Below are 26,517 nucleotides of genomic sequence, written 5' to 3'. Positions count from 1 at the left end.
CGGTGAGGAGGAAACCGCTGCGGGCGCCCCCAGCGGAGTCGGCACCTGCCCCAACAGTGCTCCGCCGGAGGCCCTACCGTCTTGTCCGGTGCACGACACAGACCCCATCTGACCTGCGAAAACGTGAGTCGCGGTTGCTACCCGGCCGCGACACCCCGCACGGCCCAGGCGCGCGCGCCGAGGTGGATCGAGCCGTCCGGCTCGACCGGTAGACGGGCCGCCAGCGCCTCCCGCAGCGCGTCCCGGGCCGGCTCTGCCAACGTCGTCAGGTACCCGGGGGCCGTGCCCTGTCCACCGAGGAACGGTGTCCAGTAGTCGGCGAAGTCGGCGAAGACCGTCGGCACGTCGACGGGTCGGACCGACACCTCGCCCAGGCCGGCGTCCTCCCAGAGCGTCCGCAACGCCTCGGGCCGCCACACGGTGCCACGGCTCTCCTCGTCGAGGGTCGCCGCGGCCGGATCGAGCTGCGCGGCGGCGTCCCAGAAGTGCCGCATCATCGCCATGCCGTCGGCGTAGTCCCAGATGTAGGCGGCCACCGTCCCCGCCGGCCGGACCACCCGGGTGAACTCCGCCACCGCCCGCGCCGGCTCCGGCACGAAGTTGAGCGTCAACCCGCTCACCACGACGTCCGCGGTGCGGTCACCCACCGGCAACGCGCGGGCGTCGCCCACCTGGAAGGTCGCCCGCGCGTCGGCGACCCGGGTACGCGCGGTCGCGACGAAACCCACCGACCGGTCGACGCCGGTGACCCGAGCGGGTGCGGCGTCGGCGAGGATCGTCGAGGTCAGCACGCCGGTGCCGCAGCCGACATCCAGCCACTGCCGACCGGGTGCCACGCCCACCCCGCGCAGGAACTCCGCCGCGACCAGGCGGCTCCACCGACCGACGTACGCCTCGTACGCGTCACCGTCCGCCCACACCGGGTGCGTCATGCCGGCACGATACGACGAGCGCTGCCCCTCGGCGGTGAATTTCAGTCGAGATGATCGGCGGGAGTCGTGTGCAGCAGCCATGCCAACGGCATCCGGGCCCGCTCCTCGTCGCTGCCGTCGCCGCCCAGCCGATGCACTGTGACCGTCTGCGCGCCGTCCCGGTCCGCCACCCAGTACCGCGGGATCCCCGCCGACGCGTACTCGCGGACCTTCGTCACCGAGTCGATCGCTTCCGAGCCCGGCGAGACGATCTCCACGACGAGCACGACGTCGTCGACCGCGATCATGGCGTGGTCCGAGTCGGGGGGCGGCATGACCGACAGGACCCCCTCGGGGCTGGTCTCGTAACGGTGGCCGTTCGGGTCGGCGGCGTTCATCGCGGCCACGTCGTCGAGCGTCACGATGGCGGGCATGTGCATGCCGACGGCCTCAGCGCTCATGAGCCTCATCCTCGTTGACCAGGCGCACCGTGCCCTGCTCCGCTCAGCGACGTCGGCGTGCCGGGTCGAGCAGGGCGGGCGGCGTGTCGGTCTCCTCGTCGCGGGGCTGCGCCTCCTGTAGCCCCGCGGGCAGCGCTAGCGTGGTGATCATGGTGGAGTGGGAGCTGCGGCCAGCCTCGATGGCGGACGTCGACGCCGTGGCCGAGCTGCGCGCCGTGGTGCTGCGGGCCGATCTGGAGCGACTCGGGCGCTACGACGAACAGCGCGTGCGGCAGCGCCTGCGCGACGGCTTCGTTGCGGCGTACACCTGGGTTGTCGAGGTGGGCGGCGCGTTCGCCGGCTGTGTGGCGCTGCGCCCGGCGGACGACGCCCGCTGGTTGGAGCACTTCTACCTGGCGCCGCACCTCCAGGGCAGCGGCATCGGCACGGCCGTGCTGCGCGAGCTGCTGGACCGGTGCGACAGCGACGGCGCCGTGGTCCGGTTGAACGTGTTGCGGGGCAGTCCGGCGCGGCGGCTCTACGAGCGACACGGGTTCACGCTTGAGGCCGAGGATCCGGTGGACGTGTTCCTGGTGCGCGCACCGACGCGGAAACTGTCAACGTAATGTTGACAGGATGACGTCGGAGCTGGCGCAGTTGGCGGACGTCCAGGTTGCCCGCGCCCGCCTGGACGAGCAGGAGTTGGACCTGATCGACCGGGCGCGGCACGGCGGCGCGACGTGGGCGCAGGTGGCACACGCGCTGGGCCTCGGCAGCCGGCAGGCCGCCGAGCAGCGCCGGCAGCGCCTGGTGGCGGCGCGGCGGTCGCGGCGGCAGCAGCTCGACGTCAGCTACTCGACGCAGATCGCGGCGGTGCGTGCCGCCGTGGCCGACCTCGGGCGATGGATCGCCGCCGACCGGCGGTGGGACGCGCGGTTCCGTCGGGCGGGGCTGGTGCGCGACACTGTGGACGCCGCCCTGGACGCCGCCCCCGGATCGCTGTACGCGTTGGCCCTGCACCTCGTCGCCGACCTCGGCGAAGCGGGCGACCGGCTGCCGGCACCCGCCCGAGCCGCCGCGTCGACGATCGAGACCGCCCTGTCAATGCCGCGTTGACATTGGCCATCAGCATTGCGTCGGGACGCCTCAATAAACAGGATGTGAGTCACCTCGACTCAACCTGGAGGGCCCATGCGGCGCAACGCGGGACTGTTCGTGGCGATCTCCCTGCTGTCCGGCTTCGGCGGCAGCGCCATGTCCCTGGTGGCCGGCATCTGGATCCTGGACCTCACCGGCTCCACCGGTTTCGCGGCCCTCGCCGGGCTGTGCGTGTACGCCCCGGTGCTCGCCGGCCCGTGGCTGGGCGGCCTGCTCGACCGGGCGCCCCGACGGCCACTCGTCATCGCGGTGAACCTCCTGTTGGCCGCCGCCCTGCTGACGCTGTTCGCGGTGCGGGGGCCGGGGCAGACGTGGCTCATCTTCGCCGTCTCCTCCGTCTACGGCGTCAGCTACGTGCTCATCGACGCGGGTGAGACGGCGCTGTTGCCGTCCGCGCTGTCACCTGCCGAACTCGGCGACGTCAACGGGTGGCGCTCCAGCGCACAGGAGGGCATGAAGCTCGTCGCCCCGCTGGCCGGCGCCGCCCTCTACGCGTGGCGCGGCGGCCACGCGGTCGTCGTCCTCAGTGCGGCCATGCCGGTCCTGGTCGCCATCCTGTACGCGGCGGTGCGCCCGCACCGCACGCCACCCGACCAGCCACCGCAGCGGCGCCACGGTCCGCGTACCGGACTGTCGGTCCTGTTCGGACAGCGGGCGACGGTCGTGCCGGTCGTGCTCGCCGCCGTGTCCATCGCGATGTCCGGCTTCACCACCGCGGCGGTCTACCAGATCGTGATCACGGAACTGCGCCTACCGACGACGTTCCTGGGGGTGCTGACCAGCGCGCAGGGGGCCGGTTCCATCATCGGCGGCCTGCTCGTCGGCAGGCTCCTGGCCGGCCGGGGCCCCACCGCTGTCGGTGCCGCCGGCACCGTGCTGTTCGCCGTGGGTTGCCTGGCCCGTTGCCTGCCGTGGTGGCCGGTGACTGTCGCCGGCGCGGTGGTCGCCGGCGTCGGCCTGCCCTGGACGCTTGTCGCGGCGGTGACGGCCGTGCAGACGCACACGCCGTCGGCACTGCTGGGCCGGGTCTCCGCGACGGCGAACACCGCCATGTTCGGCCCGCTCGTGCTGGCCATCCCGCTCGGCTCGGCGGCCGTCCACCTCGGCGGACGCCCGCCGCTCATCGCCGCTGTCGTGCTCTGCCTGACGGCGGTGGCCGCCACGCTCCGGTTTTCCACGGGCACGGTCGGCCGGCTCGCGGGCGTGGTTAACTATCGAGCCATGCCGCTCAGTCCGGACGAGGTCGAGCTCTTCGAACGCGCCAGGGCCCGCCTGGGAGCGATCGCCTACCGCCTGCTGGGCTCGACCAGTGACGCGGAGGACGCGGTCCAGGACACGTTCCTGCGCTGGCAGGCCGCCGATCGGCAGCGGGTCGAGACGCCCGAGGCCTGGCTGACGAAGGCGCTCACCAACGTGTGCCTCAACCAGCTCACCTCGGCGCGGGCCCGGCGCGAGACCTACGTGGGCACCTGGCTGCCCGAACCGGTCCTGGCCGGGGACCGGATGCTCGGCCCCCTCGACACCGCCGAGCAGCGCGAGTCGGTCTCGATGGCGGTCCTCACCCTCCTGGAGCGGCTGTCGGCCAAGGAGCGCGCGGTGTACGTGCTCCGCGAGGCCTTCGGCTACTCGCACGCGGAGATCGCCGACATCCTCGGCGTGAGCGAGTCGAACTGCCAGCAGATCTACCGGCGGGCCAAGCAACACGTCACCGGCGACCGGGCCCGCGCCGAGGTCGACGGTGCCACCGCGCGCCGGATCGTCGAGGAGTTCCTGGCGGCGGCCGCCAACGGCGAGACCCAGCGGCTGGTCACGCTCCTCACCGACGACGCGACGAGCGTCGGCGACGGCGGCGGCAAGATCCCGGCCCGGACCACTCCCGTCGTCGGCGCGCTGGCGGTGGCCAGGTTCCTGCGCGGCCTGTTCGCGCCCAGCACCGCCAAACGCGACATCGTGGGCGGCAGCCCCGCCCTCTACGTCGAGGTCGCCAACGGCGCCCCGGCGCTGGTGGTGGTGCTCGACGAACAGGTCGTCGGTGTCCTGGCGCTCCAGGTGACGTCCGACGGCGTCGCGGCCCTGCACGCCCAGGTCAACCCGGACAAACTGGTACGCGCCACCCGCCACTGGTCCGCGTCCGCGCACGGGGAGCCCCTGCTGCACGTCTGGTGACCCAGCTCTCAGCCGACTCCTGTCAGGAATCGGGTCGCTGTCCGGTTCAGGAAGCGACCCTCACCGAGACAGGAGTGACACCATGAAGCACCGGATCGTCGTCCTCGGGGCCGGATACGCCGGAGCCACCGCCGCCGGGCGTCTCGCCCGGCGACTGCACCGCGACGACACGCGGATCACCGTCGTCAACGCCGACGCCGACTTCGTCGAGCGGGTCCGTATGCACCAACTCGCCACCGGGCAGCACCTCAAGCACCGACCGCTGGCTGACGTCTACGCGGGCACCGGAGTCGAGACCCGCGTGGCCCGGGTCACCGCCGTCGACACCGACCGCAGGACCGTCGCCCTCGTCGCCGAGCACGGCACCGACGAGATCGCGTACGACACGCTCGTCTACGCCCTCGGCAGCACCAGCGCGGACCACGGCGTCCCCGGCGTCGCCGAGCACGCGTACGACATCGCCGGCCGGACGTCGGCGGCGCGGCTGCGCGACCGCCTGGCCCAGCTTCCGGCGGGCGCGACGGTGCTCGTCGTCGGCGGTGGCCTCACCGGCCTGGAAGCGGTCACCGAGATCGCGGAGGCCCGCCCGGACCTCGACGTCGCGCTCGCCGCCCGGGGTGCGCTCGGCGACTGGCTCACCGCGAAGGCGCGGCAACACCTGCGCGGGGTCTGCCACCGGCTCGGGATCACCGTCCACGAGCACACCGACATCGCCCGGGTCGACGCCACCGGCGCGGTCACCGGTGACGGCCGGGTGCTCCCCGCCGAGGTGACAGTGTGGACGGCCGGCTTCGCCGTCCACCCCGTCGCCGCCGCCACGACCCTGACCGTCGCGGACACCGGGCAGATCGTCGTCGACGCCACGATGCGGTCGGTCTCCCACCCCGACGTGTACGCCGTCGGCGACGCGGCGATCGCCGCAGGACCGGGCGGGAAACCACTGCGGATGTCCTGCGCCTCGGGCGTCCCGATGGCCTGGCAGGCCGCCGACGCCATCGCCGCACGCCTGACCGGTCGGACGAAGATCCCGAAGGCCCCGCTGCGCTACTTCAACCAGTGCGTCAGCCTCGGCCGCCGCGACGGCATCATCCAGTATGTGACAGCCGACGACCGGGCCCGGCCCGCCCTGCTCAAGGGCACGCTGGCGGCCCGCTACAAGGAGTTCGTCTGCGCGGGCGCGGCCTGGAGCATCTCCCGCCCGATCCTGTACCCGGTGCGCCGCCACCGCATCGTCGCGAATCGACCGGAGACCCTCGCGACGGTCTCGTGATCGGGTGACTATCCGGCGAAGGTGCGCCGGGCCCAGGTGCGGAAATCGGTGGTGGGCAGGCCGAGCGCCTGGGCGGTCTCCGGGCGGGCGGGGCTACCGTTCTCGTTGATCCGCTCGACCGCGTTGACCATGGCCGGGAGCAGGCCACGCTCCACCGCCTGTTGCGGGGTGAGCACGGGCGCGGCGATCGTCCGGCCGGTGACCTCGCTGAGGATCGCCGCGACCTCGGTCATGGTGAGCAGGTCGCCGGCGAGTTCGACGTCCAGGCCGTCGAACTTCTCCGGGTTCGTGAACGCGGTCGCCGCGGCTTCGCCGATGTCGTCGACGGCGATCCAGGGAAGCCGCGCGTCCGCGGCGAACCCGGTGATGATCGTGCCGCTGGACCAGTCGCCAAAGAGGTAGGACCAGCCGACGAGGTTCTCCATGAAGGTCGAGGGCAGGAGCACTGTCCAGTGCGCGAAGCCCCCGGTACGCACCATCTCGTCGATGGCCGCCTTGCTCTCCCAGTAGTGCCGCTCCCAGCGCCCTTCGGCCCAGCCGGGCTGGTTGCGGTGGAAGTCGCCGGCACCCGACACGCTGCTGTGCACGACGTGCGACACACCGGCCCGGCGGGCGGCCTCGACGACGTTGCGGCCGCGGGTCAGCTCGGCGTCGCCCTGCATGTTCGCCACGTCGGGGTACGGGATCGAGAAGAGGCCGTCCACCCCCTCGGCCGCGGCGAACAGCGACGCCGCGTCGTCCAGGTCGCCCCTGACCAGTTCGGCCCCCCGCTCCAGCAGGGCCTGGGCGCCGTCGGCGCCGGGGTCGCGGACCAGCGCGCGGACCGCGACGCCACGGTCGAGCAGTGCTCGGGCCGTCGCCCCGCCCTGTTTGCCGGTCGCGCCGATGACAAGGACAGTCATGATTGCCTCCCACGAAGTGGGGCCTCCCCCCACTTCTCGTCGGCTACGATATGGGGGACCACCCCACTTTGGCAATGGCGGGCCATGCGAGCGGACGCACAACGCAACTACGACCTCATCGTCACGGCGGCCGCCGAGGCGATCGCCCGCGACGGCGCCTACGCGTCGCTGGAGGACATCGCCCGCACCGCCGGGGTGGGTTCGGCGACCCTGCACCGACACTTCCCGTCCCGCTGGTCCCTGCTCCAGGCCGTGTTCCGCACCTGTGTCGGCAACCTCTCCGCCCGCGCCGACGACCTGCTGGTCGAGCCGGACGCACTCGCCGCGTTCACCACCTGGTTGCGGGAGGTCACCGCGTACGCCACGACAACCCGCGGCCTGGCGGTGACGCTGCTGAACGCGCCACCCGAGGAGAACGGGACCTGTGGCGCGACGCTCACCGTGGCAGGAGAGAAGCTGCTGCGTCGGGCCGTGGACCAGGGTTCCGTACGCCCGGACGTCGCGATGGCGGACCTGGTGACCCTCGTCAACGCGATCTCGCTCGCCGCCCAGCCGTCCGACGCGACAAAGGCGGAGCGGCTCCTGACCCTCGCCCTGGCGGGAATTCAGCCACCCGGGGCGTGACCCGTGCCGTTCCGGCCCTCGGGCCAGGTCTGTCGAGGATCGACCTGCTTGACGGGAGGCGGAGGCGCTCCTCGACCGGGCACGCGAACAGGCGGCCGGCATTGCTGAGGATCGCCGCGAACTCGGTCATGGTGAGCAGGGCGCCGGCGAGTTCGACGTCCAGGCCGTCGAACTTCCCCGGGTTCGTGAACGCGGTCGCCGTGGCTTCGCCGATGTCGTCGACGGCGATCCCGGAAGCCGTCAACCACCGCCGGCTGCCGTTCACGCCCGGGATTCGTCGCCCGAACGAATACACGAGGGGCGTTCACGTCGCCAGCCGATCCCCGAGCCGTCGAAAGGCATCCTCGATGGTGGGACGGGCCAACAGCGGATCATCAGGCTCATGCGACGTTCAACTCCTGCGCGGACACGTACACGCCACGACGGTGGCGGAATGCTGCCGGCGCGTGAACCACCGCGTCTCGGGCGGTTCCCATCGGCACTCCTCCAGGAAGGCGGATCCACGGCCAGCGAGAGGCTTTGAAAGCCGGGGGCCGGCTCGGGCATGGCACGAGAGCGGCCGCCTGCGGTAGCGGCCGTCTATCAATCCCGCACCGGAAGGCGGACTCACGCGTTCTCTAATGCCGCTTCCAGTCGGTCGAGATAGTTCCACCACTCCTCATCATCGCGCCGGCAGGACGACAGCAGGTTGGCCGCCGAGACGATCGCCAGTATTACGACGTTCTCCGTGGGCACCGCACCCGCGAATGGCTCACCCTTGACAAGGCGCAGGAGGAACGCGGAGACCTGCTCGTCAGTCGCATGCGCCCAAGCCTCGGCCCGTACGATCTCAGCAGCAACGGCCCGGATTTCCTCGTCGCTCGGCTCGCCCTGGTGGATATCCCGCAGAACAAGCTGCGTGACGGCCAGGGCTAGCTCGACAGCCTCTCGCACTGCCTGATCGTCAGGTAGCGCCTGCAAAGCCGTCTCCAGTTTGGAGGGGTCCTGCTGCACTGCCGCGTGAATCGCGCTGCGGGTCAGCGGCTCAACTCGACTGCTGATCTTCATCCTTGCCCCTCTTCTCATCGAGCTTCGCCACCCAGGCCCTGAGCGCGCCACCCGCCGCACCGAGGGCGAGCAACGTCCCAACGAGCGCCTTGGCAGTGATTGGCATGATTTCCGACACGCTAGCCCACGCCGCCGACCCAATCGCAGCACCAGCGCTGATCGCTTCCGGGCTGACGATCTCACGCCGTGGGTCGAACCTGCCCTTCCCCTTGTCCGCCGCACGTCGTGCCCTCGCCGCCGCCGAGGCGTTGCGGGCAGTTGGCTTGCCTTGTGACGATTTCGCGGGTGGCTGGCTTGATCCGTTGCCACCACCCGCGTTTAGTTTCCCAGCGCTTGCACCTTCGCAATCGTCTGCTTCACCTGCTCATTGGTGACTGCCGGACGGCTGGCAACCTGACCGAGCACCTCAACCAGGCCGTCGATCTGCCCGACCAACTGCCCAGAACCGCCCTGCAACGCGCCGGCCACGAGCGTCCGAGCCTGGCTCGCGTCCTCCCTCGCCGCTAGCAACTTGGCCTGCGCTTCATCCAACCTCTGCGATGCAGCGGCCAACTGCGCGATGATCTGCGCCGCGCTCACATGCCCTCCCCCGCGGTGCGACGTCCAGCACTCACCAAGCGTGATTAGTCGGTAGCAGCTTACGCAAGGCGACCTCGTATATGCACGCCCGTGACTGCCCGTTGCGGCGAAGATCAAGCAGCCCAGCCTCGCACGCCTTCCGCCGCGAAACCTGGCAGCGGACTAAAACACGACGCGCATGCCCCAGAGCGCTGCGCGGAATTTCAGCTCGTCTCGCTCTTGAGCCGGCCATTGAGGTAAGGCTGGGACGGCCGCTGAAAGCATGCGCCGGAGACGCGGGACGTGACGGTGCGGACGTGTCGGAAGCCTTGCTGTCGGTAGTAGTCGTGTAGCCGGGGGTTGGTTGTCCAGGCATCCAGCCGCAGCCAGGTCAGCCCGGCCGCGTACGCCCGGCCGCCGGCCCAGTCCAACATCTCGCCGCCCAGGTTCTCGCCTGCGCGGGCGAACGGGATAATCATCTTCGCCGCGTACAGCGCGTCGGCTGGATCATCCTCGGGGTGCCACAGCGCCTCGGGATCCCGGTCGGGCTTCCACAGGGCGTCGACGTCGACGTAGGCGGTCAGCGTGATAGTGGCGGCCGGCGCGTCACCGTCCCACACCATCCAGGTTTGTCCGGCCGAGACGGTCGATGCCATGGCGGAGCGGGGCAACGGGATAGACCACTGCTCCTCACCTCGGGCGGCGAGCCAGGCCACTCGCTCGCGCCGCCACCTCATGATGATGTCGACATCCTCCAGCCGGGCGGGAGTGATGATCATTCGGAGGACTCTTCCGGCCGGAATCTTGCGATGACTCCGATGTCGCCCTGAGTGGCGACGATCTGGTTCCGGTCGCCGGCGAACACGTTGAACGAGACTCGGAGAGGTCGTCGCTCGGTGTAGCCGGTGCGGATGTGCAGCAGGACCGTCGTGCCAGGTTGGAGTCCGAGCAGATGCGTCTCCTCGGGCGTCGGCATCCGCGAGACGTACTCGTCGTAGTAGGCCACCTGCTCGTGGCCCCGCTCGGCCAGGAGCCTGGTGGTTCCTTGCGGGACGTCCTTGGGCGAGAGCAGTTCGCGCACTTCCTCTGCGAGATCCATTGGGTAGTAGGTGTCCTGCAACGAGGACGGCTGGCCGTTGACGTGCCGGACGCACCGTCGCAGCACCGCGACCGAGTCGGGCTCCACGTGGAGACGTTCGGCGAGATCGGGTGAAACCGACTTGATCGTCAAAGAGAAATCCTGCGACGCCTCGTAGCCTTGCGCTACCACCTCTGAGCGCCACGCGTCGGTCTCGGCGGTGGGCTGGGCGGGCATCTCGGCTCGATGCGCGTGGAACGTCAAGGTGACCTTCCCTCGGACGATCATGCCGCCACTTCGCCCCGGCACCCTCTGCACCAAGCCCTCATTGACCAGCAGAGCAGTCGCGTCGCGAACCGTATTGCGTGAGGCACCGTACTGGTCTTGAAGCTGCGGTTCCGTCGGCAGCCGGTCGCCTTCTCGCAGAGTTCCCGACGCTATCTGGTCCCGAAGTTTATTCGCGATCTGGCGGTATCTCGGCTGAGCCATCTCGCCACCCTCCCGATGTCGTACCAACCAATCTATCGGGCGCTCTTGACTACGCCCCCATCTACTGAAATGGTTGGTATGAATCCAACGACACTCAAAGCGACTTTTCGATTGCTCGGAGGTGTGCGCATGGGTGACCAAGCCCGCGAGCTGGCCCGGGACATCGAAGTCGTCAACCGTGCTCTTGAGTCCAGCCGTGTTCACCTGGCAGCTCTCGCTCGGGCCGAGGACGCGCGAGAGCTGCGCCGGCCCATCAACTCTCCCTTGCTCACGCTTGTCGAGCAGGCCGAGAAGGTAGCTGCCCGGGTGACGACGTACCTGCGAGAGATGGTCCGCCCATGAACCCCTCAACTTGTCAGAGAGCGAGCGAGCACGTGGTTTCCGGAGTTGTGGCGGTGGTGTTCGGCGGCCTGGTGCCGGGGTTTCTGCTCGGGCTGCTGGCGTTCCGGGTGAAGTCGAGGTGGTGTCCGCACTGTGGCCAGCACACCCAGGCACCGTCGGAAGGGCGGGACCGGTGACGCGGCCCGCCGGGGAACGCGACGAGCCGGTTGGGCGGCGGGTGGCCCGGTGGCGGATGCGTCGCCGGATGACCCAGCAGATGCTCGCCGATCGGCTCGGCAAGTCGAAGAGCTGGGTCGACAAGGTTGAGCGCGGCGTACGCGGCCTGGATCGGTACTCCGTCGTGCAGGAGATCGCGGAGGTGCTGCGCCTCGACCCGACCGTCCTGCTCGACCCTCGCACACCACCGCCGGCAGCGGCCACCGGCCTGGACGGCATCGACGCGGTCCGCGCCGCCCTGGCCCACTACCACCAACGCCCCACCCGAATCGTCGCCGTCGACGAGGTGCAACGGCACGTCACGCACGCCTGGCTGACCTACCAGCACGCCCACTACGCCCAGCTTCTTCGGGCGCTGCCCGTCCTGCTCGACGTCGCTCACGCCACGCCCCCACTGCTGGTGTCCGCGTACCGGATCACCGCCTCCGTTCTCATCAAACTCGGCGAACCCGACCTCGCCTGGCTCGCCGCCGACCGAGCCGTCACCGCTGCCACCGGCGATCCCATTCGCACCGGCACGGCCACCATCGTGGTCGCCCAAGCACTGCGCGCCCTCGGCCGCGACCGCCTCGCCCTCACCGCGGCGGTCGCCGCCGCGGGCACCGCCGCCGATGATCAGGTACGCGGAACACTGCTACTTGAGGCCGCGATCGCCGCCGCCGGCTGTGGCGATCACCGCCGCGTCGAGGACCTGCTCGACCACGCCGAGGCACTGGCCGGCCGTCGTACCGGCGCAGACGACCCCCACCACACCGCGTTCGGCCCGATCGTCGTGCTGCTGGCCCGCTTCCTCACCGCCCTGCACCTCGGCGACGCCGACGAAGCCGTGTACCGCCACGAGCAGTCGATCCGCCGCGACGACTGGCCCCTGCTACCAGCCGAACATCGCGCCGCTCACCTCATCGACGCGGCCCGCGCCTACCTCCAGAACGGCGACCTCACCACAGCCGGGCACGCCCTGGCCGACGCCGACGCCATCGCACCCGCCGAGGTCCGCCACCGCCCTGCCGCCCGTACCCTCATCACCGAGATCGCTCACCACGGCCCGGCAGCCGCCGGCGTGGCCCAGCTGGCCACCCACATCGGGCTCATCCGATGAGGCCGGATCTGTTCCGCGGGTGGTCCCGGCACCGACGCCCGGACCCACGGCGACGACCGCGAGGCAATCGCTCCTGGTTCTACCTCGCCGGCGCGAGCCAGGTGGGTGCCGGTCGCGCGTACTCGATGGTGGCGGCGACACTGTCGGCGGTGGCCGCGCCCAGCTCCCGTTCCGTGATCCACAGGGCCAGATCGAGCCCGGCGGCGAGCGCCCCGGCGGTGATGCGGTCACCGTCGTCGACGACCCGCTCGTCCACGACGTCGACGCCGTAGGAGCGCAACTCCTCGTACGCGTTGCGGTTGGTGGTCGCCTGCCGCTGGCCCAGCAGGCCGGCGGCGGCCAGCAGCAGACCGCCGGTGCAGACCGACGCCATCCAGCGGGTCGAGGGGGCCAGCGCGGCCAGCCGGGCCGGGAGCACGCCGTGCCGCGCCTGGGCCCAGGCGCCAGCGGCGGCCCGGTTCAGCCACCCCCCACCCGGCACGATCACACCGTCGGGCCGCCCCAGCACCGCCGGCACCTGGAGGTGGACACCCCGCATGCTGACCACCGGCCCCGGGCGCTCGACGGCGACCAGCTCGACGTGGAACCCGGCGATGGCCAGCACCTCGAAGGGCCCGAAGACGTCCAACTCGTCGAAGCCATCGAAAACCACGATTTCTATTCGCACCTCACGAGGATGTCGCGCGAGGCCCGTCGAGGACGAGTGGCATTCTTGCCACTGTGCACAAGCAATCAGCCACGCACCGGGTCGCCGTGCTGGCCCTGCCACCCGTCGTCGCCTTCGACCTGACCATCGCGACACACGTCTTCGGTCACGAGGGCCAGGGCCGTTACACGACCACCGTCTGCTCGCCGGACGGCGGCGCGGTCCCCACCACCACCGCCGGGCTGGCCCTGACCGTCGATGCCACGATCGACGCCCTCGCCCACGCCGACACCGTGCTCGTTCCCGGTTTCCGCAGGGGACCGGCACCGGCCCCGGCACTCGACGCCCTGCGTGCCGCCTACCGGCGTGGTGCCCGCATCGCGTCTATCTGCACCGGCGCGTTCGCACTGGCCCAGTCCGGGCTGCTCGATGGTCGGCGGGCCACCACCCACTGGATGCACGCCGAGGCGCTGGCCCGCGAACATCCAGACGTCAGAGTGGACGCGAACGCGCTGTACGTCGACGAAGGGCAGGTGCTGACCAGCGCCGGCCTCGCGGCGGGCCTTGACCTGTGCCTCTATCTGGTGGGCCGGGACCACGGCCAGGACGTGGCCATCGAACGCGCCCGTCTCATGGTCACACCGCTGCACCGGGCGGGCGGCCAGGCGCAGTTCGTCCCCGCCCAGGCGAGCGGGGAGGACGCCGAGCTGGCCGCCGTCACCACCTGGGCCACCGCCAACCTGCACCTGCCGATCACCGTCGCGGATCTTGCCCGAGCGGGTCTTCAGTCCACCCGCACCCTGCATCGCAACTTCCGGCACCGGTTCGGGATGAGCCCGCAGGCATGGCTGACCGAGCAACGCCTGCGCGCCGCCTGCGGGTTGCTCGAAAGCGACGACAGCACCATCGACGACGTCGCCAGACGGACGGGGTTGGGCACCGCCACCAACCTCCGGGCCCACTTCCGGCGAGCCTTCGCCACCACACCCACCGCCTACCGCCGGGCCTTCACCCCCTGACGCAGCCGCGGACCCGCTCCGGGCCGAGGGCGTGCCGGCGGGTCACTGGAGCAGACCCCGTTTGACCAGGTACGCCCGCAGCGTCTCGGCGTCCTCGGGGGACATCAGGCGGCGTGGGATGACTGTCGCCGGCATCCGGCCGACGAACACGATCCAGAAGTCGGCGGTGTCCTTCACCTGGGCGACCCCGTCCCAGGCGATGCCGCTGGACTGCGTGCCACTGCGCATCATGATGTTGTCGTCGGTGATGTCGTAGGCGCCCTCGACCGCGTAGCCGCTGGACCGGCGCCGGGCACGCCACCGCACCCAGGGCGAATACAGCATCGACAGCAGACCGGCCACGACCATCGCCAGGCACAGCGGCGAGATCTGCTCGGCCCGGTCGGACCCGCGCGAGACGGCGAGACCGATCGCCCCCACCGCCACCAGCACCGCGCCGATGTAGCCGTACCTGCGCAGGCGCACACGGCTGAGCGCGGCGGCCACCTGGCCCGGGTAGGCGGGATCGGCGGGGACGTCGAAATGGATGTGCACGCCAGAACGATAGTGCCCCGCCCACCCCCGGGCAGCGCCTGACCCGCGCCCGCCGGCCGGACCGCCGGGGACCTCCCGGCACCGGCTGCCGGTGCGACCGCCGCACGTTTGTCGGTCGGTTGGGCGAGACTGGCGGGCATGGCTGATCTGGGTGATGCGAAGACCGCGCTGCACCACTATCTCCGGGTGACCCGCGACGACCTGATCTGGAAGCTCGACGGGCTCAGCGAACGCGAGGCCAGGTTGCCCCGGACCGCGACCGGCACCAACATCCTGGGGGTCGTCAAGCACTGCCTCAATGTCGAGGCCGGCTACTTCGGGCCCACGTTCGGGCGCGAGTTCCCGACGCCTGAGGAGTTGGTCCCCGAGCACGCGTTCGACGAGGACCCGCAGGCCGACTGGTACGCCACCGAGGACGAGACGAAGGACGGGCTGATCGATCTGTATCGCCGGGTGGGGGCCTTCGCCGACGAGACGATCGACACGCTCCCCCTCGACGCGCCGGGGCGGGTGCCGTGGTGGCGGCCGGGCAGTCAGGACGTGACGTTGCAGCGGATCATCATCCATGTGACAGGTGACCTCGCCCGCCATGCCGGTCACGCCGACATCATGCGCGAGCAGCACGACGGGGCGATCGGTTGGCGGCGGGACAACAGCAACATCCCCGACGGCTACGACTGGCCGGCGTACGTGCGCAAGCTGACGAAGCTCGCCGACCGGTTCGGGTAGCCGACCGGGTCCGTCACCGTGTCGCGCCGGCACCATGCGGCCCCGCTCGGCGTCCCGGCCGGTCGGCCGGCGTTCGTCACTGGCTCTGCTCCAGCGACGTCGATGCTCCGGTGGCGCGCAGGGTGTCGTAGGGATGGCAGCCGTAGGCCTCGCGGTACGCCTGGGCGAAGCGCCCGGGATGGGTCCAGCCCCAGCGTCGCGCCGTCTCCGCCACGGTCTGCCCCGGCTTGGCGTGTTGCAGGTCCCAGTGTGCCTGGCGTAATCGGACGGTCCGCAGGAACGCCATCGGGGTCTGCCCGTGGTAACGCTGGAACGCGACCTGTAACGCGCGTTGGCTGACCTCGCAGGCTTCGGCTATCCGGCCCACTGTCAACGGTGCCGCGGCATGGGCCTCGATGAACTCGGCGGCCCGGCGCACGATCGCGCGGCCGACACCCGCCTGTCCGGGCAGGTAGTTGATGGTCATCGTGGTGTTCGGGAAGACCGCGACGGCGGTGGTCGCCAACAGGTCCACCAGGCCGGCGCGGGCCAGCGGACTGGCGGCCACCGCGTTGACGGCGAGTTGTCGTCGGGCGAACGCCGTCACCGACTGCCAGAGCAGGGCCATTGCCGGTGACAGGGGTGTCATCGTGGTGAAGTGGAAGTTCGCGATGGGTAGGCCGGTGCGGGCGGAGGCCGCCGCCGCGACCCGTTGCATCGGCAGCCGGACGGAGGCGGCCGTCAGGTCGTCGACGAGGTGGACCGCTCCCACCTCCGGGTATCGACCTGTCATGTTGGGGCCGAGGCGCAACTCCTCGTCGTTGGTACGGACGGCGTACCGACCGCCGGCCACCGTCACAGCGGTGAAGTCGCGATAGGGCAACGACTCGGCGCGGTTGCGCATTGTGTACCGGCTCTCACCGATCTCCAGGTCTTCGACGCGCAGCGTCGCCTGCCGGTAGCGGAATCGAGCGGGTGGACCGGAGATCCGCACGCGGTGTTGTCCGTACGTGAGTGAGATTACGTGGTGCGCTTCTTCTGGGTCGTCAGTCTCGACGACGTCTCGGCTGACAGGCTCCTGCCCGTCATGATTCCCCGCCCACGGCATGGGCCGTCACCTCCGTCGGCCGTCAATCCAGCCCGATCTGTTTGAACGCGCTTCGGGGTGGTTCGCAACGGCCTCTCGCAGACTTCCAGACAGCTGTCGCCGCATCCTCCCGGGCCGCGACAAGCCGAATCGACAAGTCGATCCGGTTCCGGCATAAAACTGGCCATTTCACGAATGACAGGTCGCGTGATGGTTCGCTGCTACGCAACAATCGAGTTCGATCCTGCGTCCCCGGGCTGCATCGAGGCGGTCTCCGGAGCGAGCTGCATGACTATGTCAAAATGGTTACCCGTTTCGTGGGACGAAATTGTCGGCTTGTCGACACTTCAGCCGGCGCGGTAGCCCCTGATCCCCGCTCCCCACCCCAGCCTGTCCGAGCCACTCACCCCGGGTCGGCCCGATCGGCCGGCCGATCGGGGTCCGCGACGAAGCGACCCCGGTCGGCCGGTCCCGCCCTGACGTTCCGGCCAGGTGCGCAACGGTCAGCGCAGCCAGGCCGACGGGACCGGATGCCGCAGGATCTCGGCCAACCCGTGCCGGTGCGGGTCGGGGTCACCGTCGAGCCAGGCGTGGGCGTGGAAACCGCCAGCCGGCGCGCTGACCCCGATCACCACTGTCCGCGGCACCCCCCGCTCGGCGAACCAGCGCTGCCGTACCAGCGCGCTCTCCAGGCAGTTGCCACCGCTGCGGCCCAGCGCCCGCCGGACCAACGTGTCGGTGCCGCCGGATGGGGGCGCGGTGAGGCGTACCGCGCCCAGCCCGCCTCGGGCGAGCTGGCGACGTACTCGCCGACAGGCCAGCATCGTCCAGGCCGCCACTGCGAGACCACGTGGTCCGTGACGGCGGAGCAGCCGGGCCAGCGCGCCGAGGCCGGCCGTCACGGCAGCGATCCGGTGAGCGCGGCGCCGAGCAGTCGGTGGGTGGCGTCGAGGGCCGCCCAGTCGCGGGGACGGGTCAGGTCGAAGCCCGGCCGGGCGGCGAGCGCGAGCAGCGCGCCCGGGTCGGAGGACAGCTCGGGCAGGGATCGGCGAGCGACGAGGCGGGCCAGCAACTCGGCCGGGCCGACCGGGGTCACCGCGACCCGGTCGCCCCAGTGCAGGAAGATCCAACCGCCGATCGGCAGGCGAGGCGTGACGGCGGGCAGGGTGAGCCGAAGCCGACTGCCGTCGCGGACCACCCGGGTGGGCGACCCGAAACCGGGGATCGGCTCTCGCAGGTCGACGCAGCGTGGGCCGGCGAGCACGTCGCCGGCGGCACAGACCACGATGTCGTCGGCCAGCACCGGCACGTCCCGGGCGGCGAGCGCCGCGAGCAGCGTGCTCTTGCCGGCGGTACGACCACCGAGCACCACCCACGCCCGTCCCGCGTGGACGAACGCCCCGGCGTGGAAGGTCTCCCGTTCGGCCCAACGGTTGACCACCACGGCCACCGGGGCGAGGTACGGGTGGGCGAGCAGGTCCGCGGCGAGCGGCGGCCCGTAGAAGGTGGCGCTGCCGTTGGCCCGGTGCACGTCGAGGGTGCGGCCGTCGGCGAGTATCCGGACCATCCGGTCGGCGTTCAACGGCGCGGGCGGCGGCGGGACGACGTGCCGCTGCCGTACGGTCACCGGCCGGCCCCCCACGGGTGGGCAGGTGTCGGCGTCCAGTTCGACGACCTCGTCGAGGCCCTCGATGCGCAGCCCGTAGGCGGTTCTCATGGGTGGATCTCCTGGTGTCGCTCGCGCGCGTGGCCGACACCCGGGTGCGACCACCCGCCCGGCGCCTGGTCCGGTTCGGAGCGTGTTCGGCGCGGCGTTTCGGCCGTCCGGGACGATCGGCGCCGTCCGCCCGGCGGGTGCCTGCGATATGGCCTGGTGAGCGGCGGGAAATCCGCCCTCTCGGGACTACCATGTCCGAGCCGTCGCGGCCATTTTCGGCGGCCCCTGGTCTACGTCATCTGGCCTGCCTCGTGCGCATTGCGGACAGCACGATCCCCATCGTCCGCCGAAGCGGGTAGGTTTCTACCCATGTCGACGGGAGTTCGGCGTCGTTGAGGACAACGAACCGTCTTCACATTTCCAGCTCTTCGCCCATCCGTGCGTCGCCAAGCAGACGCGTCTGACGGTCCTCCAGCTTGGCAATGAGGAGCCGGCATGCCGCATGACGCTGTGGCGGCGGGTCCGCCCATCTGGCGCAGGTACGAGACCCGCGAGGTCTCGGGAGCGCACGACGTGATCAGCCAGGAGTGCGTGGGGATCGAGCTTCGGTCGCACGACGTCACCGGGCAGTTCACCTACCAGCAGGAGTCGGTGCAGGCGGGCCCGGTCCTGGTGAGTCGGTTGCGGTGCGGCGCGGACATCGAGGGTCATTTCCTCGAGCCGCTGACCGACCTGATCTTCCTCTCGGTGCTGCACGGGCAGGTCGAGACACGGGATGGCCGCGACGAGACGCGGACAGGCCCCGGCGAGGTCCTCCTGAACCCGACCGGCCGCCCGTTCACCAACATCTGCCGGGATTTCGACATCCACGGCGTCACCCTGGACCCGCGCACCGTGGCCGAGGCCGCCACCGAGCGGACGGGCATCGCTCCGGTCGACTTTCGATTCGAGGCGATCACGCCGATCTCCCGGGAGATGGGTCAGTTCTGGCACAGCACCACCACTCATCTCTACGACCTCTTCAACGGGCCGTCGGAGCCGCTGCGCAGCCCGCTCGTGGTCGGTGCCGCGATCGACCAGGTCACCTCGGCCGCCCTCGCCGTCTTTCCGAACTCCGCCATGACGGCGCCGCACCGGATCGAGGCGGTCCCCTCACCCGCCGGCCCGGTCCGCCGTGCCGTGTCGTTCATCGAGACGCACGCCGACGAGCCGATCACCGTCACCCAGATCGCCGACGCCGCCCGGGTGACGCCTCGCGCCCTACAGGCGGCGTTTCGTCGCCAGTTGGGCACCACGCCGATGGCGTACCTACGGCGGACGCGGCTGGACCGGGCCCACCGGGACCTGCTCAAGGCCGATCCGACCCAGGGGGGCACAGTGGACGCTGTCGCACACCGCTGGGGTTACCCGCACCTGGGCCGCCTCGCCGCGGACTATCGGGCGGTGCACGGCCAGTCGCCCACCGACACCCTGCACACCTGATCCGGCCGGTGAAGGCCGCCGTCGGCCCGCCACAGTGGTGTCGCCGGGCAGGTCGATCTCGTCGGTGCTCCGACGCGACAGGAAGCACTCCCAGCGGGTACGTCAGGGAAGTCGACTGGCGTCGAGCTGTGCCAGGTCGGCGCGGATCGAGTCGGCGTCGGCATCGCCGAGCTCGTCGAGGATGGCAAGTGCCCGGCGCCACGCGGCACGGGTGGCACCGAGATCGGCGAGGGCCCGGTGGCTGCCACCGAGGTTGACGTACGTGCTCGCCTCGGCGTACCGGTCGTTGACCTGGGTGAAGAGGTCGAGCGCGTGCTCGTAGCAGGCGATCGCCCGCCGGTCGTCGCCGAGCTGGTGATGGGCGTGACCGAGGCTGTCCCAGGTGTCGGCCTGCCCCTGGACATCGTCCACCTCCTGCAACATCCGCAGTGCCTCGCCGCACGACGCGAGGGCACTGTGGTGGTCGCCGAGCAGCGCCTGCTGCCAACCGACAGCGTTGAGGGTGTACCCCTGCCCGGCCCGGTTGCCGGTCCGCCGGAACAGGGTCAGTGCCCGCCGGGAATTGTCGAGCGCCTGGTGGTGCTGCCCCCGCCGCTCGGCCAACTGACCACTGTTGAGAAAGGTGTGGGCCAGCCCGTCGTCGTCGCCGACGTCGGTGAACAGGTCGAGCGCGCGCCGCAGGTGGTCGTCGGCCTCGTCGTGCTCGCGCAGCCGGGAGCAGGCCAGACCGAGGCTGCGGTGCGCGTGGCCCTGCCCGGTCTGGTCGCCGATGCGGGACGCGGCGGCCAACGCGATGCGCTGCGTGCCGAGCCAGTCCTGCCAGTGCCCCTGCCGGTGCAGGAAACCGGCCATGGTCCAGGCGAGCCGCCAGGCGTGTCCCTCGAACCCGGACCGTGCCGCCAGCGGTACGGCGGCGAGCAGGACGGGAAGCTCGGCGGTGAACCACGCAGTGGCGACCGCCCTGCTCCGGGGGCTCTCCGGTGTCACGTCCGCCAGTGGTGGCGCGAGGCTGACCTGGCTGAAGTGCGGGTGCAGGGCGAGGTCGGCGGCGTGTGCGGTGTGCAGGCAGTGGTCGAGCAGCCGGTGCACGGCGGCACGTCGGTCGGCCGGTGGCTCGGCCTCGTCGGCGAGGCCGGCGGCGTACGCGCGCAGCAGGTCGTGGAACGCGAAGCGCCGGTGGGTGTGCTCGGTGAGCAGGCTCGCCCGGGTCAACTCGGTCAGCAGCGCGGCGCTCACCGGCGGGGTGAGACCGGCCAGGCTGGCCACGGCCGGGACGGCGACGTCCGGGCCGGGGTGCAGGCTCAACAGCCGGAACAGCCGCAACGCCGGAGGGCTCAGTGTCCGGCACGACCAGGAGAAGACCGCCCGCACGTCGGTGGTCTCGTCGCCCCCGTGGAAGGCGTCCAGATCGCCCAGCTCGGCGGCGAGGGTGGCCAGCGGGAAGTGCTGGTTGGTGGCGGCTCTGGCCGCGACGACGGCCAGGGCGATGGGCAACCGCGCGCACCTGTCGGCGATGGTGTCGGCCGCGGCGGGGTCTGCGGCGACCTGGTGCTCCCCCAGCCGGCGGACCAGCATGTCGCGGGCCTCGCCGGGGCTCAGCAGGTCGAGGAACACCGGTTGGGCGCTTTCGGTGACGACGAGCGGGATGAGCTGGTCGCGGCTGGTGACGATGGTGAGGCAGTCGGGTGAGCCGGGCAGCAGCGGCCGGACCTGTTCCGCGTCGCGCGCGTTGTCCAGTACGACCAGCAGGCGCTTGCCGGCCACCGTCGTGCGGTACAGGCTCACCATCAGGGTCTCTTCGCTCGGCATCCGTGCCGCCGGCACGCCGAGCGCCTCCAGGAAGCCGTGCAACGCTCGCGCCGGCTCGGTGGGTGCGGCCCCCGGGTCGAAGCCGCGGAGGTTGACGTAGAGCTGCCCGTCCGGGAAGCGTTCGGCCGCGCGGTGCGCCCAGTGCACGGCGAGCGCGGTCTTGCCGACGCCCGCGGTTCCGGACACCACCACGGCGCCGCCCCTGTCGATCAGCGCGTCGAGGGCGACCAGCTCCGCCGCGCGCCCCCCGAACGTCGGTACGGGGGGAGGCAGCTGCGCCGCCACCGGCGTCGGTGCCGCCGTCACCGGCGCGGGTGCGGCGATCGCGCTGTCCTGGCGCAGGATGGCGCACTCCAGATCCCGTAGCCGCGGACTCGGGTCGATGCCGAGGGTTTCCCGCAGGGTGTCGCGCAGCCGCCGGTACGTGGCGACCGCCTCGCCCTGCCGGCCGTCGCGGTACAGGGCGAGCATCAGCTGCGCGTGCAGGTGCTCGTCGAGGGGGTGTTGCCGGACGAGCCGTTCCAACCCGGGGACGAGCCGAGCGTGCTCGCCGACCGACAGCCGGGCCTCGGCGAGCGCCCGTTCGGCCTCCAACCGCAGGCTGGCCAGGTGGTCGGCCTGCTCTTCGAGCCAGGCGGACCCGGCCACGTCGGCCAACGGCGGTCCACGCCACAGCGCCACCGCGGCCGTCAGGTGAGCCACCCGCTCGTTGCGGTCCGACGACCGGCGGGCCAGTTCGAGGAGGTGCTCGGCGGCCTGGACATCTGTGGACTCCGGCCCGGTGTCGAGCACGTAACCGGGCTGACGGGCCACTATCGAACCGGGCTCGCCGAGCACTCCGCGCAGGTAGGAGACGTGGCGCTGCAACGTGTTGGCTACGGTGGCCGGTGGGTGCTCGCCCCAGACCACGTCGATGAGCCGGTCGACGCTCACCACCCGGCCCGCGTGCAGCGCCAGCGTCGCCAGCACCGCCTTGCGTCGCACGCCGTTGACCGCCTGCGGCCTGCCGGCGACGACCACCTCCACCGGCCCGAGCAGCCTGACCCGCACCCCCGTGCCGACCATCGAGATCACCAAATCAGGCTAGTTGCGCAGCCCGGGGACCTTGCTCTGTTCGTCGGGCACTGGACACGACCGACGACAGAGCCCGCCGTCAGCCAACGAACTTGCCGTTGCGGGTGTCCCCCGAGTTGCCGTCGTAGTGCACCTTGCGGTAGCGGTGCACCGAACCCTTCTTGACCGCCTGCCAGTGGGCGTACGCCACCTCGTAGTCGTGCTGCTTGTAGTAGTCACCTGCCGCCTTGTAGTAGATCCGGTGCCGGGCGTCGCCGCCGCAGTTGGCGAGGTAGCTGTAGGAGTACATCTTCATCCCACCGAAGTCGGACGAGTAGTACGTCTTCGCCGGGTGCCACACCGATGCCGGATTCGGGTATCCGGGCAGCTCCGCCCAGTTGTACGGGTCCCAGTACAGGTCCCAGCACGTCCTCACGGCCGTGGCGGACATCGCGCTGGACGTCGGCGCCGCGAGGTCGTCGGCGACGACCGGCGACGCCACGATGGTCCGGTAGGCCAGCTCCGGCGGGGTCGGCGTGCCGGCCGGCGGCTCCGACAGCAGCACCCGAGGCACCGGCACCGACCTGGGCGTGATGCTCAGGTACGTCTGCAACATGCTCTGCTTGTCGTCGTACGCCAGGGGTGCGTTGCGGCCCATCTCGCCGTCCTGACGAAGACCCCAGTCGCCGGACAGCTCGTTGCGGGAGAACACCACCCGCACCCCGTTGCGGTAGCCCAGCCGCGCCAACTCGACGTCGCGGTCCACTGGCTCGTCGGCGTACACCCCGGGGTTTGCCGCCCCGGCGGCGCTGGCCGGCGCGGCGTTCCACGCGGTCAGCGTCGGCAGGGCGACAAGCACCGCGAGCAGTGCGCGTCCCGACAGCACTCTTGCCATCACAACTCCTCATCCGATCGATTGCGAGACACGGACCCGAACGGTTCGTGCCTCTGCGTCGCTTGCCGGGACAGCCTGCGAGGCGAGGTTCAGAGCGTCGTCAAGGTGGCGTCAAACGCGCCGGGTTTCGGTGTCGTAACGGCGACGCTCGCGTACGCACGGCTACCGGCGCAGCGCCCAATGAGACGATGAACGCCACGACGGATCGAGTGTGGAGCCGGTGGTGCACCGTCGTGGTCGCCGCGGCCGGTTACGGCAAGACCACCGCCGTGCGGGGTTGGCTGGGCGACCGCCCGGTGCGGTGGTGCGACGGGTCGGACGTGGCCGCTCTGGCGACGGCCGGGCCGGAGTGGCTCGCCACCCTCGGTGCCACGATCGACCTGCCCGACGGCGCACCGGGTTGGCTCGTCCTCGACGACGTTCCGCGACTCTCCCGCCGCCGGCTACAGACCCTGCTGGACACCCTGGAACGGCTTCCCCCACAGCTCAGGGTCGTCCTGGTGACCCGCCACCCGCCACCACTGCCCCACCGGCAGTCGGGGCTGCTCGCCGAGCACGGGCCGACGGATCTGCGGCTCTCGCCCGACCAGGTGGCGGCCGTACTCGCCGCCGACCACGGCCGCACCGACCCGGCGGTCGCGACCCGGATCCACGCCGCGACCGGTGGCTGGCCGGCGCTCGTCACCCTTGCCGCGCGGGCGGCCGCCGCCACCGGCACGATCGGGGGCGACCCGGCCGAGCCGGGGTCACCGCTGGAGTCCTATCTGGTGCGTGAGGTGTTCGCGGAGCTGCCGCCCGAAGTCCGCCGACTGCTGCGCGACACGGCGCACCTCGACCCGATCCACCCCGACCTGACCAGTGTCCTCGGGCACCGGGTTCACCGGCTCGACCAACTGGCCCGCGTCGGCGTTCTCGTCCCGGCGAGCGCGGGTGGGTGCGCGTACCGGATGGTGCCGGTCGTCGCCAGCGTCGCCCGCCGCCAGTTTCCGTTGGACCCCACGGCCGCCGAACACCTGCACGCGAGAGCGGCGGCGTGGTACGCCGCGCACGGCCACCCCGTGGCGGCCCTGCGGTCGTACCAGAAATCAGGTGTCGCCGAGGCCGCGGCGCTGGTCCTCGCCCACCACGGCGCGGAGTTGCTCGCCTCGGGTGGTGCCGAGACCGTCGTCGACACCTTCCAGTCCCTACCCGGGCACGCCCGGTCCGACGGTCTGCGGCTGCTCTACGGGGAGGCGCTCCAACTGCGCGGCGACTTCGACGCCGCACTCGCCGTGTACGCCGCGCTGGGCGATCATCAGAAGTACCTCACCGCGGGGCTCGCCTGGCAGTACGGCCTCGTGCACTACCTACGCGGCGAACCGCAGGTCGCTCTGGAGGTCTTCCAGCGCGGTGTGCTCGACCCGCACCCGTCCACCGACAACGCCCGACTGCTCGCCTGGACCGCCTCGGCACAGTGGACGACCGGGGACGCCGAGGCGTGCCGGCGCAACGCCGAACGGGCCCTCTCGACGGCGGCGGCCGTCGGCGGCGACGCCGCACTCGCCGCCGCGCACACCGCGCTGGCCCTCGACGCCAAGCTGCGCGGTGACCGACCGGCGGCCGACGAGCATCACGAGAAGGCGCTGCGGGCCGCCGAGGCGGCGCGCGACACCGTCCAGGTGACCCGCATCCGCGCCAACCGCGCGTCCGCCCTGGTCGGTGAGGGCCGTTACCTCGAAGCGCTGGCCGAGGTGCGACCCGCAGTGGAGTTGGCCCAGAGCAACGGGCACGCCGCGATGCTCGCGCTGGCGCTCTGCAACGAGGGCTCGGCCTACTTTCACCTCGGTCAGCTCACCGAGGCAATCGCGTGCTACGAACGCGCCGTGCCGCTCCTCCAGCGCATGGGTTCCCGCAAGGTGGCGTACCCCCTGGTGGGGATCGGCGACGTCCACGCGCTGCGGGGCCGGACGGCCCTGGCCCGCGCGGCGTACGAAGAGGCGCTGCGCGCCAGCGAACCCGTCAACGACCACCAGATCCAGGTGCCGGCGCTCGCCGGACTGGCCCGGGTGCTGGCCGCCGAGGACGGCGCCACGGCGAACGCCCTGGCGCAACGCGCCGTCGAGCTGGAACGTGGCCCGGACTCGGCGATCGCCCGACTCGCGCTCGGCTGGGTGGCGCTGGAGACCGGCGACCACCAGCGAGCCGCCGAGGTGGCGCTGCTGGCGTCCACCGCCGCCCGGCTGCACCGCGACCGTGCGGCGCTCGCCGAGGCGTTGGAGCTGCGCGGGGCCGCCGCCGTCGACTCCGACGACACTCGCCACGCCTGGCGGGAGGCGGCGGCGACCCTGCGCGACATCAGGTCCGCCGTGGCCGCGGACCGACTCGCGGTGCTGCTCGGCCGGTTGCCCGGGGCGGATCCCCAGGAACGCGTCGACGCCCAGCTCGCCGCCGAGCGGCTGACCGGCGCCGGCGTACCGCTGCCGACGCTCGACCGGCAGCGCCCGCGCTGCGTCGCACAGGTCACCGTCCGCACCCTCGGACGCTTCGAGGTGCACGTGGACGGCTCCCCGGTGCTGGCCAACGCCTGGCAGTCCCGCAAGGCACGGGACCTGCTCCGGATCCTCGCCGCCCGGCGCGGTCGCGCGGTGCCCCGCGAGCAGCTCGGCGAGATGCTCTGGCCCGCCCAGGACCCGGACCGGGTCAGCCACCGGCTGTCCGTGGCCCTGTCCACCCTGCGCGGTGTCCTCGATCCGGAACGCCGCACGTCGACGGACCACTTCATCATCGCCGCACACCCCAGCCTGGCGCTCGACGTCGAGCACGTGGAGCTGGACGTCGAGGAGTTCCTCGCCGAGGCCGCACACGGCCTCCGCCTGGCCGAGCACTGTGCCACCGATGACGCCCGCGCCACGCTCCTCCTCGCCGAACACCGCTACCGGGGCGACTTCCTGGAGGACGAGCCGTACGACGACTGGTCCCGCCCGACCCGCGACGAGGCCCGTCGGGTCTACCTGCGGGTCGTCCGCAAGCTGGCCGCACTGGCACACGACGTGGGCGAGATCGACGAGGCCATCCGCCACCTCGGCCGTGCTCTGGAGCTGGAGCCCCACGACGAGGGCGTGCACGGCGAGTTCATCCGGACACTGACGGCCGCGGGCCGGCACGGCGAGGCCGCCCAGGCGTACCGACGGTACGTGGAGGCGATGTCGGCGATCGGCGTAGCGGCCCGGGCGCGTGGCGACCTTGGCACGCCCGGCCGGTCGTCCGTACTGCCGTCAGCCGATGCCCAACGGGTTGTCACTGGCTCCCCGTAGCCTGCCCGGCAGACCGGCCGAAAGAGTAGTACGA

At 71.5% G+C, this 26,517-nt stretch carries 26 protein-coding genes and 1 pseudogene; 13 read left to right on the top strand and 14 right to left on the bottom strand.

All coding sequences use genetic code 11. The annotated features are described in order from the left end of the window. Positions 1-137 precede the first annotated feature (137 nt). Complete coding sequence (locus AB0A95_RS00420; protein WP_357553401.1) at positions 138-932, bottom strand: class I SAM-dependent methyltransferase; 795 nt, start codon at positions 930-932, stop codon at positions 138-140. A gap of 41 nt (positions 933-973) precedes the next feature. Beyond that, the gene (locus AB0A95_RS00415) at positions 974-1,372 is read right to left on the bottom strand and encodes a Uma2 family endonuclease (protein ID WP_357553399.1); all 399 of its coding nucleotides are present in this window, start codon (positions 1,370-1,372) and stop codon (positions 974-976) included. Positions 1,373-1,521: 149 nt separating this feature from the next. Between AB0A95_RS00415 and AB0A95_RS00410 the strand changes: the two genes are divergently transcribed. From AB0A95_RS00410 to AB0A95_RS00390, 5 genes and pseudogenes are all read left to right on the top strand, one after another. Continuing rightward, a complete protein-coding gene (locus AB0A95_RS00410) occupies positions 1,522-1,977 on the top strand; it encodes a GNAT family N-acetyltransferase (RefSeq protein WP_357553398.1) in 456 nt (151 codons plus the stop codon). A 10-nt stretch (positions 1,978-1,987) separates the two neighbouring features. After that, positions 1,988-2,467: a hypothetical protein gene (locus tag AB0A95_RS00405; protein ID WP_357553396.1), complete on the top strand. Its 480-nt coding sequence runs from the start codon at positions 1,988-1,990 to the stop codon at positions 2,465-2,467. A gap of 75 nt (positions 2,468-2,542) precedes the next feature. Then, positions 2,543-3,661, top strand: a pseudogene (locus tag AB0A95_RS00400) (MFS transporter); the annotation flags it as partial. Between the two features lie 69 nt (positions 3,662-3,730). Further along, on the top strand, positions 3,731-4,675 hold the full coding sequence (locus AB0A95_RS00395; protein ID WP_357553656.1) for an RNA polymerase sigma-70 factor: 945 nt from the start codon (positions 3,731-3,733) through the stop codon (positions 4,673-4,675). 82 nt (positions 4,676-4,757) lie between these two features. Next, a complete protein-coding gene (locus AB0A95_RS00390; protein WP_357553395.1) occupies positions 4,758-5,945 on the top strand; it encodes an FAD-dependent oxidoreductase in 1,188 nt (395 codons plus the stop codon). An 8-nt stretch (positions 5,946-5,953) separates the two neighbouring features. Here the strand turns inward: AB0A95_RS00390 and AB0A95_RS00385 are convergent, their stop codons facing one another. Then, positions 5,954-6,847 carry an NmrA/HSCARG family protein gene (locus tag AB0A95_RS00385; RefSeq protein WP_357553393.1) on the bottom strand — a complete coding sequence of 298 codons (894 nt, stop codon included), beginning with the start codon at positions 6,845-6,847 and terminating at the stop codon, positions 5,954-5,956. A gap of 84 nt (positions 6,848-6,931) precedes the next feature. Here AB0A95_RS00385 and AB0A95_RS00380 point away from each other — a divergent pair, with 84 nt between their 5' ends. Further along, positions 6,932-7,471, top strand: coding sequence for a helix-turn-helix domain-containing protein (locus tag AB0A95_RS00380; RefSeq protein ID WP_357553391.1), 540 nt, complete (start codon positions 6,932-6,934; stop codon positions 7,469-7,471). Between the two features lie 606 nt (positions 7,472-8,077). Here the strand turns inward: AB0A95_RS00380 and AB0A95_RS00375 are convergent. From AB0A95_RS00375 to AB0A95_RS00360, 4 genes are all read right to left on the bottom strand, one after another. Then, positions 8,078-8,518 carry a hypothetical protein gene (locus AB0A95_RS00375; protein ID WP_357553390.1) on the bottom strand — a complete coding sequence of 147 codons (441 nt, stop codon included), beginning with the start codon at positions 8,516-8,518 and terminating at the stop codon, positions 8,078-8,080. Positions 8,519-8,836: 318 nt separating this feature from the next. Then, the gene (locus AB0A95_RS00370) at positions 8,837-9,097 is read right to left on the bottom strand and encodes a DUF6244 family protein (RefSeq protein ID WP_357553389.1); all 261 of its coding nucleotides are present in this window, start codon (positions 9,095-9,097) and stop codon (positions 8,837-8,839) included. A gap of 203 nt (positions 9,098-9,300) precedes the next feature. Continuing rightward, positions 9,301-9,855, bottom strand: a complete 555-nt coding sequence (locus tag AB0A95_RS00365; protein WP_357553388.1) for a GCN5 family acetyltransferase — start codon at positions 9,853-9,855, stop codon at positions 9,301-9,303. Continuing rightward, a complete protein-coding gene (locus AB0A95_RS00360) occupies positions 9,852-10,643 on the bottom strand; it encodes a GntR family transcriptional regulator (protein ID WP_357553387.1) in 792 nt (263 codons plus the stop codon). The genes AB0A95_RS00365 and AB0A95_RS00360 overlap by 4 nt, the downstream gene beginning before the upstream one ends. Before the next feature lie 129 nt (positions 10,644-10,772). On the opposite strand from AB0A95_RS00360, the gene AB0A95_RS00355 reads away from it, so the two are divergent. From AB0A95_RS00355 to AB0A95_RS00345, 3 genes are read left to right on the top strand one after another with little or no spacing between them, the layout of a single operon-like run. Next, entirely contained in the window at positions 10,773-10,985 is a 213-nt protein-coding gene (locus AB0A95_RS00355; RefSeq protein ID WP_357553386.1) for a hypothetical protein, read from the top strand. Positions 10,986-11,017: 32 nt separating this feature from the next. Further along, on the top strand, positions 11,018-11,161 hold the full coding sequence (locus tag AB0A95_RS00350; RefSeq protein WP_357553385.1) for a hypothetical protein: 144 nt from the start codon (positions 11,018-11,020) through the stop codon (positions 11,159-11,161). Then, positions 11,158-12,300, top strand: coding sequence for a helix-turn-helix transcriptional regulator (locus tag AB0A95_RS00345; protein WP_357553383.1), 1,143 nt, complete (start codon positions 11,158-11,160; stop codon positions 12,298-12,300). The genes AB0A95_RS00350 and AB0A95_RS00345 overlap by 4 nt, the downstream gene beginning before the upstream one ends. A 79-nt stretch (positions 12,301-12,379) precedes the next feature. Here AB0A95_RS00345 and AB0A95_RS00340 read toward each other — a convergent pair whose 3' ends face one another. Beyond that, positions 12,380-12,967 (bottom strand): DJ-1/PfpI family protein, encoded by a 588-nt coding sequence (locus tag AB0A95_RS00340; protein WP_357553382.1) that lies wholly within the window; start codon positions 12,965-12,967, stop codon positions 12,380-12,382. Positions 12,968-13,020: 53 nt separating this feature from the next. On the opposite strand from AB0A95_RS00340, the gene AB0A95_RS00335 reads away from it, so the two are divergent. Beyond that, positions 13,021-13,965, top strand: a complete 945-nt coding sequence (locus AB0A95_RS00335; protein ID WP_357553381.1) for a helix-turn-helix domain-containing protein — start codon at positions 13,021-13,023, stop codon at positions 13,963-13,965. A gap of 42 nt (positions 13,966-14,007) precedes the next feature. Here AB0A95_RS00335 and AB0A95_RS00330 read toward each other — a convergent pair whose 3' ends face one another. Then, complete coding sequence (locus tag AB0A95_RS00330; protein WP_357553380.1) at positions 14,008-14,499, bottom strand: YcxB family protein; 492 nt, start codon at positions 14,497-14,499, stop codon at positions 14,008-14,010. 138 nt (positions 14,500-14,637) lie between these two features. On the opposite strand from AB0A95_RS00330, the gene AB0A95_RS00325 reads away from it, so the two are divergent. Beyond that, positions 14,638-15,228 carry a DinB family protein gene (locus tag AB0A95_RS00325; RefSeq protein ID WP_357553379.1) on the top strand — a complete coding sequence of 197 codons (591 nt, stop codon included), beginning with the start codon at positions 14,638-14,640 and terminating at the stop codon, positions 15,226-15,228. A 76-nt stretch (positions 15,229-15,304) separates the two neighbouring features. Here AB0A95_RS00325 and AB0A95_RS00320 read toward each other — a convergent pair whose 3' ends face one another. The 3 genes from AB0A95_RS00320 to AB0A95_RS00310 form a co-directional block, all read right to left on the bottom strand. Further along, positions 15,305-16,201: a helix-turn-helix transcriptional regulator gene (locus AB0A95_RS00320; RefSeq protein WP_357553378.1), complete on the bottom strand. Its 897-nt coding sequence runs from the start codon at positions 16,199-16,201 to the stop codon at positions 15,305-15,307. A gap of 596 nt (positions 16,202-16,797) precedes the next feature. After that, positions 16,798-17,196 carry a lasso peptide biosynthesis protein gene (locus AB0A95_RS00315; protein WP_357553376.1) on the bottom strand — a complete coding sequence of 133 codons (399 nt, stop codon included), beginning with the start codon at positions 17,194-17,196 and terminating at the stop codon, positions 16,798-16,800. Beyond that, complete coding sequence (locus AB0A95_RS00310; RefSeq protein WP_357553374.1) at positions 17,193-18,011, bottom strand: hypothetical protein; 819 nt, start codon at positions 18,009-18,011, stop codon at positions 17,193-17,195. Before AB0A95_RS00310 ends, AB0A95_RS00315 begins: the two co-directional genes overlap by 4 nt. 435 nt (positions 18,012-18,446) lie before the next feature. On the opposite strand from AB0A95_RS00310, the gene AB0A95_RS00305 reads away from it, so the two are divergent. Continuing rightward, complete coding sequence (locus AB0A95_RS00305; RefSeq protein WP_357553373.1) at positions 18,447-19,433, top strand: AraC family transcriptional regulator; 987 nt, start codon at positions 18,447-18,449, stop codon at positions 19,431-19,433. A gap of 102 nt (positions 19,434-19,535) precedes the next feature. Here AB0A95_RS00305 and AB0A95_RS00300 read toward each other — a convergent pair whose 3' ends face one another. Both AB0A95_RS00300 and AB0A95_RS00295 read right to left on the bottom strand, forming a co-directional pair. Beyond that, positions 19,536-22,307: a BTAD domain-containing putative transcriptional regulator gene (locus tag AB0A95_RS00300; protein ID WP_357553655.1), complete on the bottom strand. Its 2,772-nt coding sequence runs from the start codon at positions 22,305-22,307 to the stop codon at positions 19,536-19,538. 88 nt (positions 22,308-22,395) lie between these two features. Next, entirely contained in the window at positions 22,396-23,190 is a 795-nt protein-coding gene (locus tag AB0A95_RS00295; protein ID WP_357553371.1) for a hypothetical protein, read from the bottom strand. A 188-nt stretch (positions 23,191-23,378) separates the two neighbouring features. Here AB0A95_RS00295 and AB0A95_RS00290 point away from each other — a divergent pair, with 188 nt between their 5' ends. Further along, on the top strand, positions 23,379-26,483 hold the full coding sequence (locus tag AB0A95_RS00290) for a BTAD domain-containing putative transcriptional regulator (RefSeq protein WP_357553370.1): 3,105 nt from the start codon (positions 23,379-23,381) through the stop codon (positions 26,481-26,483). Positions 26,484-26,517 lie beyond the last annotated feature (34 nt).

It is taken from the genome of Micromonospora sp. NPDC049230 (assembly GCF_040647875.1).
Classification (GTDB): domain Bacteria; phylum Actinomycetota; class Actinomycetes; order Mycobacteriales; family Micromonosporaceae; genus Micromonospora.
The sequence above is the reverse complement of the archived record's forward strand: the minus strand, read 5'-3'. Positions and strand labels throughout refer to the sequence as shown.